Source organism: Streptomyces sp. 2131.1 (assembly GCF_900105515.1).
Taxonomy (GTDB): Bacteria; Actinomycetota; Actinomycetes; order Streptomycetales; family Streptomycetaceae; genus Streptomyces; species Streptomyces drozdowiczii.
The window spans coordinates 2,739,128-2,755,496 of the sequence record NZ_FNSY01000001.1; the positions used below are offsets into that span (position 1 = coordinate 2,739,128).

Below are 16,369 nucleotides of genomic sequence, written 5' to 3' on the forward strand. Positions count from 1 at the left end.
GCCCCGCTGAACGCCCGTCAGAGCGGCACGATGTCCGGTGCGCCCAGCCGCGCCGCGTCCGCCGTCAGGTCGTCCGGCTGGCGCTGCGATTCGCGTTCGGCCTCCACCCGCTTCTCGTAGTGCGCGACCTCGCGGTCGATCTGGCCCGCGTCCCAGCCGAGGACCGGCGCCATCAGCTCGGCGCAGAGCCTGGCCGAGCGGGCGCCCCGGTCGAAGGTCTCGATGGAGATCCGGGTGCGCCGGGTCAGTACGTCGTCCAGGTGACGCGCCCCCTCGTGCGAGGCGGCGTACACGATCTCGGCCTTCAGGTAGTCGTCGGCGGCCGGCAGCGGCTCGCCGAGGACGGGGTCGGCGACGATCAGCTCCAGGAGCTCCTCGGTCATCGAGCCGTACCGGTTGAGCAGGTGCTCCACCCGGGCGACGTGCAGTCCGGTGCGGGCGGCGATCCTGGCGCGCGCGTTCCACAGGGCGCGGTAGCCCTCGGCGCCGAGCAGCGGGACGTCCTCGGTGACGCAGTCCGCGACCCGCTGGTCCAGGCCGTGCACCGCCTCGTCGACGGCGTCCTTCGCCATCACCCGGTACGTCGTGTACTTGCCGCCCGCGACGACGACGAGCCCGGGCACCGGGTGGGCCACGGTGTGCTCGCGGGACAGCTTGCTCGTGGCGTCCGACTCACCGGCCAGCAACGGCCGCAGGCCCGCGTAGACGCCCTCGACGTCGTCCCTGGTCAGGGGTGTCGACAGGACCGAGTTCACATGTTCAAGGAGATAGTCGATGTCGGCGCTGGAGGCGGCCGGGTGGGCCTTGTCCAGGTCCCAGTCGGTGTCCGTGGTGCCCACGATCCAGTGCCGGCCCCAGGGGATGACGAAGAGCACGGACTTCTCGGTGCGCAGGATGAGGCCGGTCGAGGAGTGGATGCGGTCCTTGGGGACGACCAGGTGGATGCCCTTGGAGGCGCGGACGTGGAACTGGCCGCGCTCCCCGATCAGCGACTGGGTGTCGTCCGTCCAGACCCCGGTCGCGTTGACCACCTGTTTGGCCCTGATCTCGTACGTGCCGCCCGCCTCGGCGTCCTCCACGAGGGCGCCGACGACGCGCTCGCCCTCCCGGAGGAAACCGGTCACCCGCGCCCGGTTCGCCACCCGCGCGCCGTAGAGGGCGGCGGTGCGCACCAGCGTGGCCACATAGCGGGCGTCGTCCATCTGGGCGTCGTAGTACTGCAGGGCCCCCACCAGGGCGTCCCGCTTCAGGGCCGGCGCGACGCGCAGGGCCCGGCGGCGGGAGAGGTGGCGGTGCACGGGCAGACCGCGGCCGTGCCCGGACGACACCGACATCGCGTCGTACAGCGCGACCCCGGATCCGGCGTACAGCCGCTCCCAGCCCTTGTGCCGCAACGGATAGAGGAACGGCACCGGCTTCACCAGGTGCGGGGCGAGCCGTTCGAGGAGCAGCCCGCGCTCCTTCAGCGCCTCCCGCACGAGGGCGAAGTCGAGCATCTCCAGATAGCGCAGCCCGCCGTGGATCAGCTTGCTCGACCTGCTCGACGTGCCGGACGCCCAGTCGCGCGCCTCGACCAGGCCGGTCGAGAGCCCTCTGGTGACCGCGTCCAGCGCCGTGCCGGCGCCGACCACGCCCGCCCCGACGACCAGCACGTCCAGTTCGCGCTCGGCCATGGCGGCGAGCGCCTCGGTGCGCTCCGCGGGTCCCAGTGTCGCTGTCCTCACTGCTGCCTCCCGGTGGATCGGGGTGGTCCGGCACGGAATACGGCCCCGATCGTGCGTTCGGGACCCGTGCCCACAGATCGATTCTGTCCGCGCTCGGCGACTTCAGCCACCGCCTGTGGACAACACCCGGGCGACAACGCCCCGACAATGCGACATACAGGTCATATTTACGCCTAACCTGACATAGCGCTGTCCACAGCGGTTGCGCTTTCTGTCTCCTGGTCTTAAGGGAAGGACGGCCACCCACGTGCCCGCAGACCTCGCCGTCATCGGACTCGGCCACCTCGGCCTGCCCCTCGCTCAGGCCGCCGTCCACGCCGGCATCCAGACCATCGGCTACGACACCGACCCCCGGGCCTTCGCGGAGGTCGCGGCCGGCCGCGCCCCGGTCGAGGGGTCGCTCCCGGCGTCCGACATCCGCCGCATGCTGTCCCTGGGCTTCCGGCCCACCACCGACCAGGCCGAGCTGGGCCGGGTCCGCACCGCCGTGATCTGCGCTCCGACCCCGCTCGGCCCCGACCGCACCCTCGACCTGAGCGCCGTCGCCGACGCGGCCCGCGCCCTCGCCGCCCGGCTGCGCCCGCACACCACGGTGCTCCTGGAGTCGGCCGTGCCCCCGGGCACCACGGAGAACTTCCTGCTCCCGATCCTGGAACAGGGCTCGGGGCTGCGCGGCGGGCGCGACTTCCACCTCGCGCACTCCCCCAGCCGGCTCGACCCCGGCAACCGCACCCACGTGTACGCCAACACCCCCAAGGTCATCGGCGGCCTCACCCCCGCCTGCACCGAGTCGGCCGCCGCCTTCTACGGCCGGCTCACCGACAAGGTGGTCCGCGCCAAGGGGCCGCGCGAGGCCGAGATGACGAAGGTCCTGGAGACGAACTTCCGGCACGTCAACATCGCCCTGGTCAACGAGATGGCGGTGCTCTGCCACGACCTCGGCGTCGACCTCTGGGACGTCATCCGGTGCGCCGAGACCAAGCCGTTCGGCTTCCAGCCGTTCCGCCCGGGGCCCGGCGTCGGCGGCCACGGCGCCCCGGTCGACCCCGGCCACCTCCCGTACAACAGCCGCACCCCCGGGCCGCCGCTGCGGATGGTCTCGCTGGCGCAGGAGATCAACGACCGGATGCCGCAGTACGTGATCCAGCGCTGCGCGACCCTCCTCAACGAACACGGGAAGGCGGTTCGGGGCGCGAGAATTCTCCTCCTCGGCGTCACCTACAAGCCCGACCTCGCCGACCAGGAGGCGTCCCCCGCCCGCGAGATCGCCACCCGGCTGATGGACATGGGCGCCCAGATCGGCTTCCACGACCCGCACGTCCTGGACTGGCGCGTCCGCCAACTCCCCGTCCCTCGCGCCGATTCGCTCTACGAGGCCGCTGCCGGCGCGGACCTGACGGTCCTGCTCCAGCACCACCGCACGTACGACCTCCAGGGCCTCGCCGTGAAGGCGCAGCTCCTCCTGGACACCCGCGGCGCGACCCCCGCCGGAGCCGCGCACCGGCTCTGATGACGGGCCCTCAGCCCAGTTCCCCCAAGGATTTCGGTGGGCCGATGTCGGAACCGGCTGCTAGCCTGCGGCGTCACTCCTCGCACAGCAGTGCGTAGACGTCCCCAGGGGGAGAAACCCAGCATGAGCCAGCCCGTCCCGCCGCCGAACCAGCCCTACGACGCCCAGCCCCAGGGCGGCAACCCGTTCGCCGGCGGCCAGCAGCCCGGCGGCGCCCCGTTCGGCGCCCCCGCCCCGTTCATCCCCCCGGCCCCGCCGGCGCGCGACAACATCGCGCTCGGTCTGGTGGCCGCCGTCGTCGCGGCGCTCGTCGGCGCACTCGTCTACGGCCTCATCCTCGGCAACTTCGAGCACGAGATCGGTTACATCGCCGTCGGCGTCGGCTTCCTCGTCGGCTTCGGCGCGAGCAAGGTCGGTGGCGCCAACCCCGCCCTGATCGTCGTCAGCGCTCTGCTGTCCGTCGGCGCCGTCTACATCGGCCAGATAGCGGGCGTGTCGATCGCCCTCACGGACGTGGCGCAGGAGTCGGCGACCAGCATCTTCTTCAACCACTTCGGTGACCTGTCGCACGCATGGGGCCAGGCGGCCGACTTCAAGACGTACATCTTCCTGGCGCTCGGCGCGGTCGGTGCCGTCGCCGGTGCGAAGAAGGCTGCGTAACGAGAACCCGACGCCCGGACCGCGAGGCGGTCCGGAAGGGGTTGTTGCAACGCGCGGTCATGTGATCAGGCCGCAAGCAGTACATGCATGCGCTCGGCGGGGGTCTACCCGCCGAGCGTTTTGCGTGGGCGGTCGTTGGGTTCGGCGGCGCCGGTACGGGTCTTCACAGCGCCCGTGAAAGCGTCGCGGACGGCCTCGCAGGTGCGGCCCGTCGGGCACCGCCCCGGTCCTTGCGGACCAGGGCGGGCCCTTGCTCTGCGCCTACTTCGCGGAATGCGTGTAGCGGTAGCCAACGGCCTTTCGGGCCGTGCCCTTACCCACGTACCTGCCGTCGAGCTTGCTGTAGATCTTGAAGGAGTACGACTTGTAGATCGGGTATGCCTTCAGCGTGCCGAACTTGCCCTTCGGAACGCCCCAGCTGCCCGACATGCTCTTCGTGCGGGACTTCGTGACGTCGAACCCGACTGCACCCGAGATGGCCCCCTCAGTTACCGTGACCGTCGAGCTTTTGGTGTTGCTCACGGTCTCGATTGAAGTCAGTGTGAGCGTCATGGGCCCCCGCCCCTGCACTATGGCGATGGCCGCCTTCCCTTGGACCACACCCTCGTACTTGACGTTCTTGAGCTTGCAGTAAACGAAGTGGCCGCCTCTGCTCAGACAGACCCGCTTGCTGACTGCCTGGGCTTCACCAGCCATGCCCATCGTCGCAAGGACGACAGCAAGAACGGCAGTTGCAGCGCCTATCCCTCGGGCGACAGCAGAATTCGTGAATCGCAAAACTTCCCCCTCGTCGTGGCTGCTGATCAGGGCAGCGCCCCGACGCTAGTCCGGCTCGCGGCTCCGCACACGACTCTCCCACTCGAATTGAGCGAGATCTGAGCTCCGTCAGGACACTGGCGAGTGGGAAGCCACCTCCCGAGGCACACACGTGATGGGGGCCCACCGATCCGGTGGGCCCCCATCACGTCCTGAAATGACACAGCGTGCTAAGGCACAGTCAGCGACGGTGCTGCGAGTCCGCCACCGTTACCTCGACGCGCTGGAACTCCTTGAGGTCGCTGTAGCCCGTGGTGGCCATCGCGCGGCGGAGGGCGCCGAAGATGTTCATCGAGCCGTCCGGGGTGTGCGAGGGGCCCGTGAGGACCTCCTCCGTGGTGCCGACCGAGCCGAGGTCCACCAGCTTGCCGCGCGGCACGTCCTCGTGGACGGCCTCCATGCCCCAGTGCCGGCCGCGGCCGGGCGCGTCCGTCGCGCGGGCCAGCGGGGAGCCCATCATCACGGCGTCCGCGCCGCAGGCGATGGCCTTCGGCAGGTCGCCGGACCAGCCGACGCCGCCGTCCGCGATGACGTGCACGTACCGGCCGCCGGACTCGTCCATGTAGTCGCGGCGGGCACCGGCCACGTCGGCGACGGCGGTCGCCATCGGGACCTGGATGCCGAACACGTTGCGCGTGGTGTGCGCGGCGCCGCCGCCGAAGCCGACGAGGACACCGGCAGCGCCGGTCCGCATCAGGTGCAGGGCCGCGGTGTACGTGGCGCAGCCGCCGACGATCACCGGGACGTCCAGCTCGTAGATGAACTGCTTCAGGTTCAGCGGCTCGGCCGCGCCCGAGACGTGCTCGGCGGAGACCGTGGTGCCGCGGATGACGAAGATGTCGACGCCCGCGTCGACGACCGCCTTGGAGAACTGGGCGGTGCGCTGCGGGGAGAGCGCGGCGGCGGTGACGACGCCGGCGTCCCGCACCTCCTTGATGCGCTGGCCGATCAGCTCCTCCTGGATGGGGGCGGAGTAGATCTCCTGGAGCCGGCGGGTCGCGGACTCGACGGGCATCTCGGCGATCTCGTCGAGCAGCGGCTGCGGGTCGGCGTGCCGGGTCCACAGCCCTTCCAGGTTGAGGACGCCGAGGCCGCCGAGCTCGCCGATGCGGATGGCGTGCTGCGGGGACACCACGGAGTCCATGGGGGCGGCCAGGAACGGCAGCTCGAAGCGGTAGGCGTCGATCTGCCAGGCGATCGAGACCTCCTTCGGGTCGCGGGTCCGGCGGCTCGGGACGACGGCGATGTCGTCGAATGCGTATGCCCGGCGGCCGCGCTTGCCGCGCCCGATCTCGATCTCAGTCACGATGATGTGGCCTTTCCCTCTGCGTCTGCGCTGTCCAGTATCCCCGACACACACGTGAGGGGCGGTCCCGGGAACCCCGGTCCGCCCCTCACCTGCGCTGTCGCGTTACTTCCTGCTGTAGTTCGGTGCTTCGACCGTCATCTGGATGTCGTGCGGGTGGCTCTCCTTGAGGCCCGCCGAGGTGATCCGCACGAAGCGGCCCTTGCTCTCCATCTCGTCCACCGACGCGGCGCCCACGTAACCCATCGTCTGGCGGAGGCCGCCGACCAGCTGGTGCAGCACGTTGGCGAGGGGGCCGCGGTAGGGGACCTGGCCCTCGATGCCCTCGGGGACGAGCTTGTCGTCCGAGGCGACCTCGGCCTGGAAGTACCGGTCCTTGGAGTAGGAGCGGCCCTGGCCGCGGGACTGCATCGCGCCCAGCGAGCCCATGCCGCGGTACGACTTGAACTGCTTGCCGTTGATGAAGAGGAGCTCGCCCGGCGACTCCTCGCAGCCCGCGAGGAGCGAGCCCAGCATCACGCTGTCGGCGCCGGCGGCGAGCGCCTTGCCGATGTCGCCCGAGTACTGCAGGCCGCCGTCGCCGATGACCGGGACGCCCGCGGCGCGAGCCGCCAGGGCGGCCTCGTAGATCGCGGTGACCTGCGGGACGCCGATGCCGGCGACGACGCGGGTCGTACAGATGGAGCCGGGGCCGACGCCGACCTTGACGCCGTCCACGCCGGCGTCGATCAGGGCCTGGGCGCCGTCGCGGGTCGCGACGTTGCCGCCGATGACGTCGACGGAGACGGCCGACTTGATCTTGGCCATCCAGTTGAGCGCGTTGCTGTTGTGGCCGTGCGAGGTGTCGACGATCAGGAAGTCTACGCCCGCCTCGGCCAGCGCCTGGGCGCGGTCGAGCGCCTCGGGGCTGGCGCCCACGGCGGCGCCGACGAGCAGCCGGCCGTCGGCGTCCTTGGCCGCGTTCGGGTACTGCTCGGCCTTCTTGAAGTCCTTGACCGTGATGAGGCCCTTGAGGATGCCCGCCTCGTCGACCAGCGGGAGCTTCTCGATCTTGTGGCGGCGCAGCAGCTCCATGGCGTCCACGCCGGAGATGCCGACCTTGCCCGTGACCAGCGGCATCGGCGTCATGACCTCGCGCACCTGGCGCGAGCGGTCCGACTCGAAGGCCATGTCGCGGTTGGTGACGATGCCGAGCAGCTTGCCCGCCCGGTCGGTGACCGGGACGCCGCTGATGCGGAACTTCGCGCAGAGCGCGTCGGCCTCCGCGAGCGTGGCGTCCGGGCCGACCGTGATCGGGTCGCTGACCATGCCGGACTCGGACCGCTTCACCAGGTCGACCTGGTTGACCTGGTCCTCGACCGAGAGGTTGCGGTGCAGCACGCCGACGCCGCCCTGCCGGGCCATGGCGATGGCCATGCGGGCCTCGGTCACCTTGTCCATGGCGGCGGACAGCAGCGGGATGTTGACGCGTACGTTGCGCGAGATGAGCGTCGAGGTGTCGACCGCGTTGGGCAGCACTTCGGATGCGCCCGGCAGCAGCAGCACGTCGTCGTATGTCAGCCCGAGCGTCGCGAATTTCTCGGGCACTCCGTCGACGTTTGCAGTCATGACACCTTCCCCAAATGGCCTTGATCGGTGCGGATGTCCATGCTAACGGCCTCTGGAGGCGTCTCATTCCACGAGCAAGATCACCCGCAGGTTCTGTAGCTTCCTACGGCAGTGGCGTACGTCTCCGAGGGGCCCGGCCCACCTTCGGACCCTGCCGGCTCACTGCTCGGCGAGGGCCCGCAGCCGGCTCAGCGCCCGGTGCTGCGCGACCCGGACGGCGCCCGGGGACATGCCCAGCATCTGCCCGGTCTCCTCGGCGGTCAGCCCGACGGCGACGCGCAGCACGAGCAGCTCGCGCTGGTTCTCCGGCAGGTTGGCCAGGAGCTTCTTGGCCCAGGCGGCGTCGCTGCTGAGCAGCGCGCGCTCCTCGGGTCCGAGCGAGTCGTCGGGCCGCTCCGGCATCTCGTCGGAGGGCACGGCGGTCGACCCCGGGTGCCGCATCGCGGCGCGCTGGAGATCGGCCACCTTGTGACCGGCGATGGCGAAGACGAATGCTTCGAAGGGTCTGCCGGTGTCCTTGTAGCGCGGCAGCGCCATGAGCACCGCGACGCAGACCTCCTGCGCCAGGTCCTCGACGAAGTGGCGGGCGTCACCGGGCAGCCGGTTCAGCCGGGACCTGCAGTAGCGCAGGGCGAGCGGGTGGACGTGGGCCAGCAGATCGTGGGTGGCCTGCGCGTCGCCCTCGACGGCGCGGTGCACCAGGGCACCGATCACCGTCGTTCCGTCGTCGCGCATCGAACCATGGTGCCCCGGTCCCACTTCATCCGCGGCACCGCGTCCGTAGTTGTGCACCGAAGCGTTATGAGCGGGTGCGCCGGAAGTCATGTCCTGCGCCCTCCCCTTCCGCTCGACCGAATCGTTCCCGAGGAACTCCACGTCTCAAGGATGCGGCATCGGCCGGGAAGCGTCACATACCGCCGGAGCGCGGGCTCCGTCGGGCGGGGTACGGCTCGCGCCGCACCCCCCGGCCCGGGCCGGCCGTCAGCGGACCAGGCCCCACCGGAAGCCGAGGGCCACCGCGTGCGCCCGGTCCGATGCGCCGAGCTTCTTGAACAGCCGCCGGGCGTGCGTCTTCACCGTGTCCTCGGAGAGGAACAGCTCGCGGCCGATCTCCGCGTTGGAGCGGCCGTGGCTCATCCCTTCGAGGACCTGGATCTCGCGGGCCGTGAGCGTGGGCGCCGCACCCATCTCGGCCGACCGCAGCCGGCGCGGGGCGAGCCGCCACGTCGGGTCGGCCAGGGCCTGGGTGACGGTCGCCCTGAGCTCGGCCCGGGAGGCGTCCTTGTGCAGATAGCCGCGGGCACCGGCGGCGACCGCGAGCGCGACGCCGTCCAGGTCTTCCGCGACGGTCAGCATGATGATCCGGGCGCCGGGATCGGCGGAGAGCAGCCGGCGGACCGTCTCCACCCCCCGAGGCCGGGCATGCGTACGTCCATGAGAATGAGATCCGAACGGTCGGCACCCCAGCGGCGGAGGACTTCCTCGCCGTTGGCGGCCGTCGTCACACGCTCGACGCCGGGCACGGTCGCAACCGCGCGACGGAGCGCTTCTCGGGCAAGCGGGGAGTCGTCGCAGACGAGGACGGATGTCATGACCGCCCTCCGCAGCTGATGCGCGTCACCTTGAGCCTCCAGGCTGTTACAAGTCGTCACCTGTGCGGTTGACGCTCTCGGACATCTGCCCGATCGCTCTTTCTGCCAACCGCCTCCGCACTCTCAACGATGGTCACTCGAAAGAGTTACGGGTTGGAAGACCGAGTTCGGCACTCTACGTGAGGAAGCGCTCACGGAGCAGAGCGCCACGGGTTGTACAGCCGTCAACCGAAACTTTTGGTGCACCCGTGCCCCATTTAGCGGGATTTCTTCCCTTTTGCTGGTGTCTGTGGCTAGATTCGCAATCAGTCATATTTACATCTACTAACACCGTAGATGTACGGTCTTGTACACGGTCATCGACGAGCACCCGCCCACGACGCACGACGACGCTTCCGACTCAGCACGGTTTCGAGGGGACAAGCAATGGCCGATTTCTCCCGCCTTCCCGGACCCAACGCCGATCTGTGGGACTGGCAGCTGCTGGCCGCCTGCCGCGGGGTCGACAGTTCGCTCTTCTTCCATCCCGAGGGGGAACGCGGGGCCGCCCGGAGCGCCCGCGAGACCTCCGCGAAGGAGGTGTGCATGCGCTGCCCCGTACGCGCGGAGTGTGCGGCGCACGCCCTGGCCGTCCGTGAGCCCTACGGGGTGTGGGGCGGGCTGACCGAGGACGAGCGCGAGGAGCTGATGGGGCGTGCGCGCAATCGGCTGATCACGGCCGCGGTGCCGGCTTCGCCGCCGGAGCACGGCTGACGCCCCGCGCGCCGCACGTTAGAGGAGAAACGTTTCTTCACCCCACCCCGCCCCTTCCCGGAACCGGGGCTCCGCCCCGGACCCCCCTCCTCAAGCGCCGGAGGGGCTGGGTTTCGGGGCTCCGCGCCTCAAACGCCGGCGGGGCTGGAAGTGGCGGTGAGGCCTGAGCTGGCCCGGGCCAGTTCGTCCAGGGTCGCCGAGACCGCCGGGACCCTTGCCAGGTCGGGGAGGGTCAATGCGACGATCTCGCGTTCGATGGCCGGCTCCACCGTGACGGTCCTGGCCCCCCTCGGGCGTACCGACTCGATGGCCAGCGCCGGCAGCACGGCCACGCCCAGGCCCGCGCCGACCAGGCCGATCACCGCCGGGTAGTCGTCGGTGGCGAAGTCGATGCGCGGGGTGAAGCCGGACTCCTCGCACACCTCCACGAGCTGCCTGCGGCACCGGGGGCACCCCGCGATCCAGGACTCCCCGGCGAGTTCCGCGATGCCGACCGCGTCCCGGTCCGCCAGTGCGTGGCCCTCGGGGACGAGGCCGGTCAGCCGGTCGGTGAGCAGGGGGCGCACCACCAGGTCGTCCCACTCGGCGCCCGGTTCGCCGTACCGGAAGGCGAGGGCGATGTCGCAGTCGCCGTCGCGCAGCATCTCCTCGGACCGGGGCGGCTCGGCCTCGACGAGGGACACCCGCGTCCCGGGGTGCGCGGCGCGCAGTGCGGCGAGGGCACCGGGGACCAGGGACGAGCTGCCGCTGGGGAACGAGACGAGGCGGACCCGGCCGGCCCGGAGCCCGGCGATGGCGGCGACCTCCTCCTCGGCGGCGGTGAGCCCGGCGAGGATGCCGGAGGCGTGCCGTACGAGTGCCTCGCCCGCCTGCGTCAGCCGCATCTCGCGGCCCGTCCGGATCAGCAGCGTGGTCCCCGCCGAGGACTCCAGGGCCTTCATCTGCTGGCTGACCGCGGGCTGGGTGCAGCCCAGTTCGCGGGCGGCGGCGGAGAACGAGCCGGTGGCGGACACGGCGCGCAGGACGCGGAGGTGGCGGGCTTCGATCACCCCTCCAGCATAAGCGGGTCTTGGGGCAGCGGCGAGTTCCCGCGTGCGGGCTTTGAGGGCGGGCCGTCCGGCTCTCCGGGCGTACCACTAACGTGCCGCGTATGACGACTGCACTGATCACGGGCGCGACGGCGGGCATCGGCGCCGCCTTCGCCCGGCGGCTCGCCGCCGACGGGTACGACCTGGTCCTGGTGGCCCGGGACACGGAGCGGCTGCGCGAGCAGGCGACCGAGCTGCACGACCGGCACGGCATCGAGGCCGAGGTGCTGAGGGCCGACCTGTCCGACGACAAGGGGATCCGCGCGGTCGAGGAACGCCTCGGGGACGCCCGGCACCCGGTCGACCTGCTGGTGAACAACGCGGGCTTCGGCAACAAGGGCCGTTATCTGGACGTCCCCATGGCCGACGAGCTGGCGATGCTGAAGGTGCACTGCGAGGCGGTGCTGCGGCTGACCTCGGCGGCGGCGGCCGGTATGAAGGAGCGCGGCCGGGGCGGGATCGTGAACGTGGCCTCGGTGGCGGCGTTCGTGCCGCGCGGTACGTACGGGGCCTCCAAGGCGTGGGTCGTGCAGTTCAGCCAGGGCGCGGCGAAGGACCTCGCCGGGTCCGGGGTGCGGCTGATGGCGCTGTGCCCCGGCTTCGTGCGTACGGAGTTCCACCAGCGGGCCGGGATGGGCACGGGCAACATCCCGGGCTGGATGTGGCTCGACGCGGACAAGCTGGTGAGCGCGGCGCTCGCGGACCTGGCGCGCGGGAAGTCCGTGTCGATCCCGGACCCCCGTTACAAGGTGCTGATGGGCGCGGTGAAGCTGGCGCCCCGCGGCCTGCTCGGAGGGCTGACCTCGCGGACGGGCCGCAAGTACGGGCCGCAGTAGGGGGCCTTCACTCCTCCGGGAGCCGGAGTACGGCGGTGGTGCCGTCGTGCCAGGCCACCCGGATCTCGTGGGGGCTGTGTACGTGGATCCCGGCGAGGGTGTCGACGGGCGCCGGGTCCGCCTCCCCGGTGAGCGAGGCGAGCGCGACGAAGAGGGACCGGGGTCCGGTGGTCGTGCCCTCGACGGCCAGGAGCCGGGAGGTCTCGCCGAACATGGTGTCCCCGCCGGGCCGTTCGCGGACTCCGCCCTCGTAGCCGTGGACCGGGTGGAGCTGGGCGGTGAGCGCCTGGTCGTCCCCGGTCGCCCACCCCGTCTGGCGGACGGGCGTGCCCTCGGGCGCGCCCGTGACCAGATGCGCGCGGACCTCGGCGCGGCCGTGGGCGAGGGTGGCGGAGACGACGCGGACGCCGGGGCGCGGGGTGTGCGCGGAGGCGGCGTGGCCGAGGGGGTCGGCGGTGAGGCGGGCGGTCGGTTCGCCGCCGTCGACGAGCAGCGCGAAGTGGTTGTCGCGTTCGGCGTCCCCGTGCGTGGGGCCGGTGCGGGTGGAGTACGCGAAGCGGGCGTAGCCGGGGTCCTCGTCGTCGCCCACGTGGTTCGAGCCGTGGTTGTGGAGCCGGACCAGGCCGTCCGCGGCGGTGGACTGGAGGAGCAGGCCGGTCGGCCCGAGGACGGTCACGGCGTCCTCCCGCTCGGCGGGCAGCGGCTCCTCGTCGGCCGTCCAGACGGGGTGGTCCGGGGGCATCAGCAGCCCGAGGAAGCCCTTGGACGCCCAGTACGGGGAGGCGGGGCCGGAGTACGTCTGGAGCACGGGTTCGTACGGGCCGTGCCAGCCGAGGGTGAGAAGGCCGTCCCGGCCGGTGGCGCCCCGGTCCAGGAAGTAGCCGAGGGTGCCGGAGGCCAGGCGGCGGGTGGCGCCCGGGGTGAGCGGGGTGTGGCCGGTCATGGCGCCGAGCCAGGGGGCGGCCGCGGCGGCGAAGCGGTAGGTGAGGGAGCGGCCGAACGGCATGGGGGCGCCGTCCGCGCCGAACATGCGGCTGTAGTCGTCGAGCTGGCGGTGCAGCCGGGGGCCGTAGCGGTCGAGGAGGTCCCGGTCGCCCGCGAGCTGGGCGTGCAGGACGGGGTAGAAGTGCATCGCCCAGGCGTTGTAGTGGTCGAAGGAGCGGTTCGGGCCGTCGCTGTACCAGCCGTCGCCCACGTACCAGTCCTCGACGTGCTCCAGCGCGCGGTCGATCGTGCGCCGGGCGCGGTCGGTCTCGATGCCCGCGTCCTGGAGGAAGCCGGCGACGGTGAGCCCGAAGAACCACCAGTTGTTGTTCACCGGGGGCGCGTCCAGGGCGGGGAGCAGCCAGTCGACGGCGCGCTGCCGGGTGGTGTCGTCGAGGGTGTCCCAGAGCCAGGGGCGGGTGAGGCGCAGGCCCAGGGCGAGGGAGGCGGACTCGACGATGGCCTGGGGGACGTCCGCGATGCGGGGCCAGGCGTCGGGGCTCCCCGCCGGGTCCGACGTACCGGCGGCGAGCCCTTCGGCGTACCGGCCGAGGAAGCCGTGCGAGTCCTCGCCGCCCGCCCCGGCGATCCGGAACGCGGCGAGCAGCCAGGTGCGCGCGTAGCCTTCGAGGCCGTCGGAGAGGGGTCCGGACCAGCTCGGCCGGGGGCCGGGGAGGTCGATGCGGCCGTTCCGGGGCGAGGCGTAGGGGCGTACCGCGAGCAGCAGCTGGTCGGCCGCCCGCTCCCAATCGGCACGGGTGCGGCCCGTGTACGGACTCGTCGTGGGCATGATGCTCCCCTGGAGGCGGACTGCGGCGTCGCCGGGAATCCTGAACCGTGGACGATCGAACGTCAATGGCGAAGTAGCGAATGATCGAAACTTCCGTCAATCGATCACACTGCACTAGGGTCTCCGGTGCGGGTCGGGGTCCGGCCGAGCCACCGCATCGGAATTCACGAGGGGGACTGCCGCCGTGCGCGAGAGTGCTGCTGAACGTCACGACCGACTTCTGGCCCTGGTACGGGAGCGCGGCTCGGCCCGCGTCTCGGACCTGGCCGGCCTGCTGGGGGTCTCCCCCGTCACCGTGCGCCGCGACGTCGAGGCGCTGTCCGAGCGCGGGCTGCTCGACCGGGTACACGGTTCGGTCTCCTGGCCCCGGGACGCCGCGGCCCCCGCCGGCGCCGACCCGGCCGGCGGCCCGGTGATCGGGCTGATCGCGCCGTCGGCGACGTACTACTTCGCCGAGGTCATCCGCGGTGCGCACGAGGCCGCGGCCCGCGCCGGCGCCCGCCTGGTGCTGCGGATCTCCGACTACCGCCCCGAGGAGGACCGGGCGCGCGCCGAGGGGCTGCTGGCCTCCGGGGCGGACGGGCTGCTGATCGCCCCGGCCTGGCGGGGCGCCGAGGACCAGGCGGCGTACGGGGACTGGATGGCCGGGCTGCCGGTGCCCACAGTGCTCCTGGAACGCACCCCGGCGCCCGGGTCACCCCTCGACGGCCTGGACCGGGTCTGCTCGGACCACCGGCACGGGGTCCTGCTCGCCGTGCGCCATCTGGTCGGCCTGGGCCACGGCACCCCGCTGCTCGTCGCCCGCGCCGACAGCCCGACCGCGCTCGCGGTGCGCTCCGGGTACGAGGACGCGCTGGCGGTGCTGGGGCACACCGGGGCACCCGCGATGATCGGGACGTCCGGCCCCGAGGTCGACCCGGCCCGCTTCGACGCGGCGGTGCGGGAGGTGCGCGACGCGGTGGTCTCCGGCCGGGCCGCGTCCGCGCTGGTGCACAACGACGTGGACGCGATCCACCTGGTCCAGCGCCTGTCGGACCTGGGCGTGCGCGTGCCGGAGGACCTGGCGGTGATCGCGTACGACGACGAGGTGGCCGCGCTGGGTGACATCCCGCTGACCGCGGTCAGCCCGCCGAAGCGTCATATCGGGCGCTGCGCAACGGAGTTGCTGATCAGCAGGCTCGGTTCCGGGCAGGACGAGGACGAGCCCGGCCGGCATCTGGCGCTGCTGCCCCGACTGCGGGTGCGGGCTTCGACCACTCGATAACGTTCTGATCTTTTCTCGATCAATCAATCTTTCGCTCTTGACTTCGGACATCGCTGGGCCAAGGATCACGCCCAACGTCAATGTCGCCGCTGATTCAGGAGCTACGCCGTGAACCGCAGTTGGAGCAGAACGACTCTTTCCATAGCCGGAGCCGTCACCGCCCTCGCCGTCGTCACGGCCTGCGGCGGGAGCGGAGACGACTCCGACGGCGGCGGCACCGGCACCGCCGCCAAGCCCGTGACCATCACCTTCTGGGGCTGGGCCAAGGGCACCAAGGAGGTCGTGGACGCGTTCAACGCCTCGCACAAGAACATCCGCGTGAAGTTCGAGGAGACCCCGTCCGGCAACGCCGGCGGCTACGCCAAGATCTCCAACGCGATCAAGGCGGGCAACGCCCCCGACCTGGTCTCCGTCGAGTACCCGCAGCTCCCCGAGTACGTCAGCCAGGGCGGCTTCCAGGACATCGGGAAGTACTTCACCGAGGAGACCCGGAAGAAGTTCCTGCCTCAGGCCGTCGAGCAGACGACCCTCGGCGGCAAGACCTGGGCGGTCCCCTTCGACGCGGCGCCGCAGGCCTTCTTCTACCGCAAGGACCTGTTCGAGAAGTACGGCATCGCGGTGCCCAAGACCTGGGACGAGTTCAAGTCCGCCGCCGAGAAGGTGAAGAAGGCCGACTCCAAGGCCCGCATCGGCACCTTCTTCCCGGACGACCCGACCACCTTCGAGGCGATGGTCTGGCAGGCCGGCGCCCAGTGGTTCAAGGCCGACGGCGACACGTGGAAGGTCAACACCACCGACGGCACCACCACCAAGGTCGCCGACTACTGGCAGGGCCTGATCAAGGGCGGCCTGGTCCGCACCGACGCCTCCTTCTCGCCCGCCTGGACCAACTCCCTGAAGACCGGCGGCACCATCGGCTACCTCGGCGCCTCCTGGGGCGGCGGCGTCCTCGGCTCCACGCTGCCCGAGCAGAGCGGCAAGTGGGCCGTCGCCCCGATCCCGACCTGGGACGGCAAGCCCGCCAGCGGCATGCTCGGCGGCACCACCTTCGCCGTGCCGAAGAACAGCGAGAAGGCCGCGGCGGCCGTCGAGTTCGCCACCTGGATGACCACCACGGAGGAGGGCATCAAGGCCCGCATCTCCTCCGGCACCTCCAGCGCGTTCCCGGCCGCGCTCTCCCTGCGCCCCGCCGCGAAGAAGGCCTTCGACACCGAGTTCTACGGCGGCCAGGACATCTACCAGGTCTTCGAGGACGGCGGCTCCGCCATCGCGCAGGGCTGGACCTGGGGCCCCTCGATGGGCACCACCAACACCACGCTCAAGGACCAGTTCGGCAAGCTCGCCGGCGGCGGCACCACCGTCCCCGAGGCGGTGAAGGCGGCCCACGACGCGACCGTCGCGGAGCTGTCCAAGCGCGGCCTGAAGGTCGAGGGCTGAC

14 protein-coding genes and 1 pseudogene are annotated in these 16,369 nt (G+C 71.5%); 7 read left to right on the forward strand and 8 right to left on the reverse strand.

Going from position 1 to position 16,369, the window contains the following annotated elements; all coding sequences use genetic code 11:
* Nucleotides 1-17 precede the first annotated feature (17 nt).
* Entirely contained in the window at nt 18-1,724 is a 1,707-nt protein-coding gene (locus tag BLW14_RS12080; protein ID WP_093707040.1) for a glycerol-3-phosphate dehydrogenase/oxidase, read from the reverse strand.
* Between the two features lie 247 nt (nt 1,725-1,971).
* Here BLW14_RS12080 and BLW14_RS12085 point away from each other — a divergent pair, with 247 nt between their 5' ends.
* Both BLW14_RS12085 and BLW14_RS12090 read left to right on the forward strand, forming a co-directional pair.
* A complete protein-coding gene (locus BLW14_RS12085; protein ID WP_093707042.1) occupies nt 1,972-3,234 on the forward strand; it encodes a nucleotide sugar dehydrogenase in 1,263 nt (420 codons plus the stop codon).
* Between the two features lie 123 nt (nt 3,235-3,357).
* Complete coding sequence (locus BLW14_RS12090; RefSeq protein ID WP_093707044.1) at nt 3,358-3,894, forward strand: hypothetical protein; 537 nt, start codon at nt 3,358-3,360, stop codon at nt 3,892-3,894.
* Nucleotides 3,895-4,155: 261 nt separating this feature from the next.
* Here the strand turns inward: BLW14_RS12090 and BLW14_RS34215 are convergent, their stop codons facing one another.
* On the reverse strand, nt 4,156-4,416 hold the full coding sequence (locus tag BLW14_RS34215; RefSeq protein WP_143052003.1) for a hypothetical protein: 261 nt from the start codon (nt 4,414-4,416) through the stop codon (nt 4,156-4,158).
* 69 nt (nt 4,417-4,485) lie between these two features.
* Here BLW14_RS34215 and BLW14_RS34220 point away from each other — a divergent pair, with 69 nt between their 5' ends.
* The gene (locus BLW14_RS34220) at nt 4,486-4,773 is read left to right on the forward strand and encodes a hypothetical protein (protein WP_143052004.1); all 288 of its coding nucleotides are present in this window, start codon (nt 4,486-4,488) and stop codon (nt 4,771-4,773) included.
* A 118-nt stretch (nt 4,774-4,891) separates the two neighbouring features.
* Here the strand turns inward: BLW14_RS34220 and BLW14_RS12100 are convergent, their stop codons facing one another.
* From BLW14_RS12100 to BLW14_RS12115, 4 genes and pseudogenes are all read right to left on the reverse strand, one after another.
* A complete protein-coding gene (locus BLW14_RS12100) occupies nt 4,892-6,016 on the reverse strand; it encodes a GuaB3 family IMP dehydrogenase-related protein (protein WP_093707048.1) in 1,125 nt (374 codons plus the stop codon).
* A 105-nt stretch (nt 6,017-6,121) separates the two neighbouring features.
* A complete protein-coding gene (gene guaB / locus BLW14_RS12105) occupies nt 6,122-7,624 on the reverse strand; it encodes an IMP dehydrogenase (protein ID WP_093707050.1) in 1,503 nt (500 codons plus the stop codon).
* A 159-nt stretch (nt 7,625-7,783) separates the two neighbouring features.
* Nucleotides 7,784-8,359, reverse strand: coding sequence for a sigma-70 family RNA polymerase sigma factor (locus BLW14_RS12110; protein WP_018101160.1), 576 nt, complete (start codon nt 8,357-8,359; stop codon nt 7,784-7,786).
* A gap of 246 nt (nt 8,360-8,605) precedes the next feature.
* Nucleotides 8,606-9,216: pseudogene (locus BLW14_RS12115) on the reverse strand (response regulator).
* Nucleotides 9,217-9,642: 426 nt separating this feature from the next.
* Here BLW14_RS12115 and BLW14_RS12120 point away from each other — a divergent pair.
* On the forward strand, nt 9,643-9,969 hold the full coding sequence (locus BLW14_RS12120) for a WhiB family transcriptional regulator (protein WP_093707052.1): 327 nt from the start codon (nt 9,643-9,645) through the stop codon (nt 9,967-9,969).
* Between the two features lie 128 nt (nt 9,970-10,097).
* Here the strand turns inward: BLW14_RS12120 and BLW14_RS12125 are convergent, their stop codons facing one another.
* A complete protein-coding gene (locus BLW14_RS12125; protein ID WP_093707054.1) occupies nt 10,098-11,018 on the reverse strand; it encodes a LysR family transcriptional regulator in 921 nt (306 codons plus the stop codon).
* Between the two features lie 101 nt (nt 11,019-11,119).
* Between BLW14_RS12125 and BLW14_RS12130 the strand changes: the two genes are divergently transcribed.
* Nucleotides 11,120-11,893 (forward strand): SDR family NAD(P)-dependent oxidoreductase, encoded by a 774-nt coding sequence (locus BLW14_RS12130; protein ID WP_093707056.1) that lies wholly within the window; start codon nt 11,120-11,122, stop codon nt 11,891-11,893.
* A 7-nt stretch (nt 11,894-11,900) separates the two neighbouring features.
* Here BLW14_RS12130 and BLW14_RS12135 read toward each other — a convergent pair whose 3' ends face one another.
* Nucleotides 11,901-13,667, reverse strand: a complete 1,767-nt coding sequence (locus BLW14_RS12135) for a DUF2264 domain-containing protein (protein ID WP_093707058.1) — start codon at nt 13,665-13,667, stop codon at nt 11,901-11,903.
* Between the two features lie 184 nt (nt 13,668-13,851).
* On the opposite strand from BLW14_RS12135, the gene BLW14_RS12140 reads away from it, so the two are divergent.
* Both BLW14_RS12140 and BLW14_RS12145 read left to right on the forward strand, forming a co-directional pair.
* Nucleotides 13,852-14,931 (forward strand): substrate-binding domain-containing protein, encoded by a 1,080-nt coding sequence (locus BLW14_RS12140; protein WP_093707060.1) that lies wholly within the window; start codon nt 13,852-13,854, stop codon nt 14,929-14,931.
* Nucleotides 14,932-15,039: 108 nt separating this feature from the next.
* On the forward strand, nt 15,040-16,368 hold the full coding sequence (locus tag BLW14_RS12145) for an ABC transporter substrate-binding protein (RefSeq protein WP_093707062.1): 1,329 nt from the start codon (nt 15,040-15,042) through the stop codon (nt 16,366-16,368).
* The last annotated feature ends 1 nt before the right edge of the window (nt 16,369 follow it).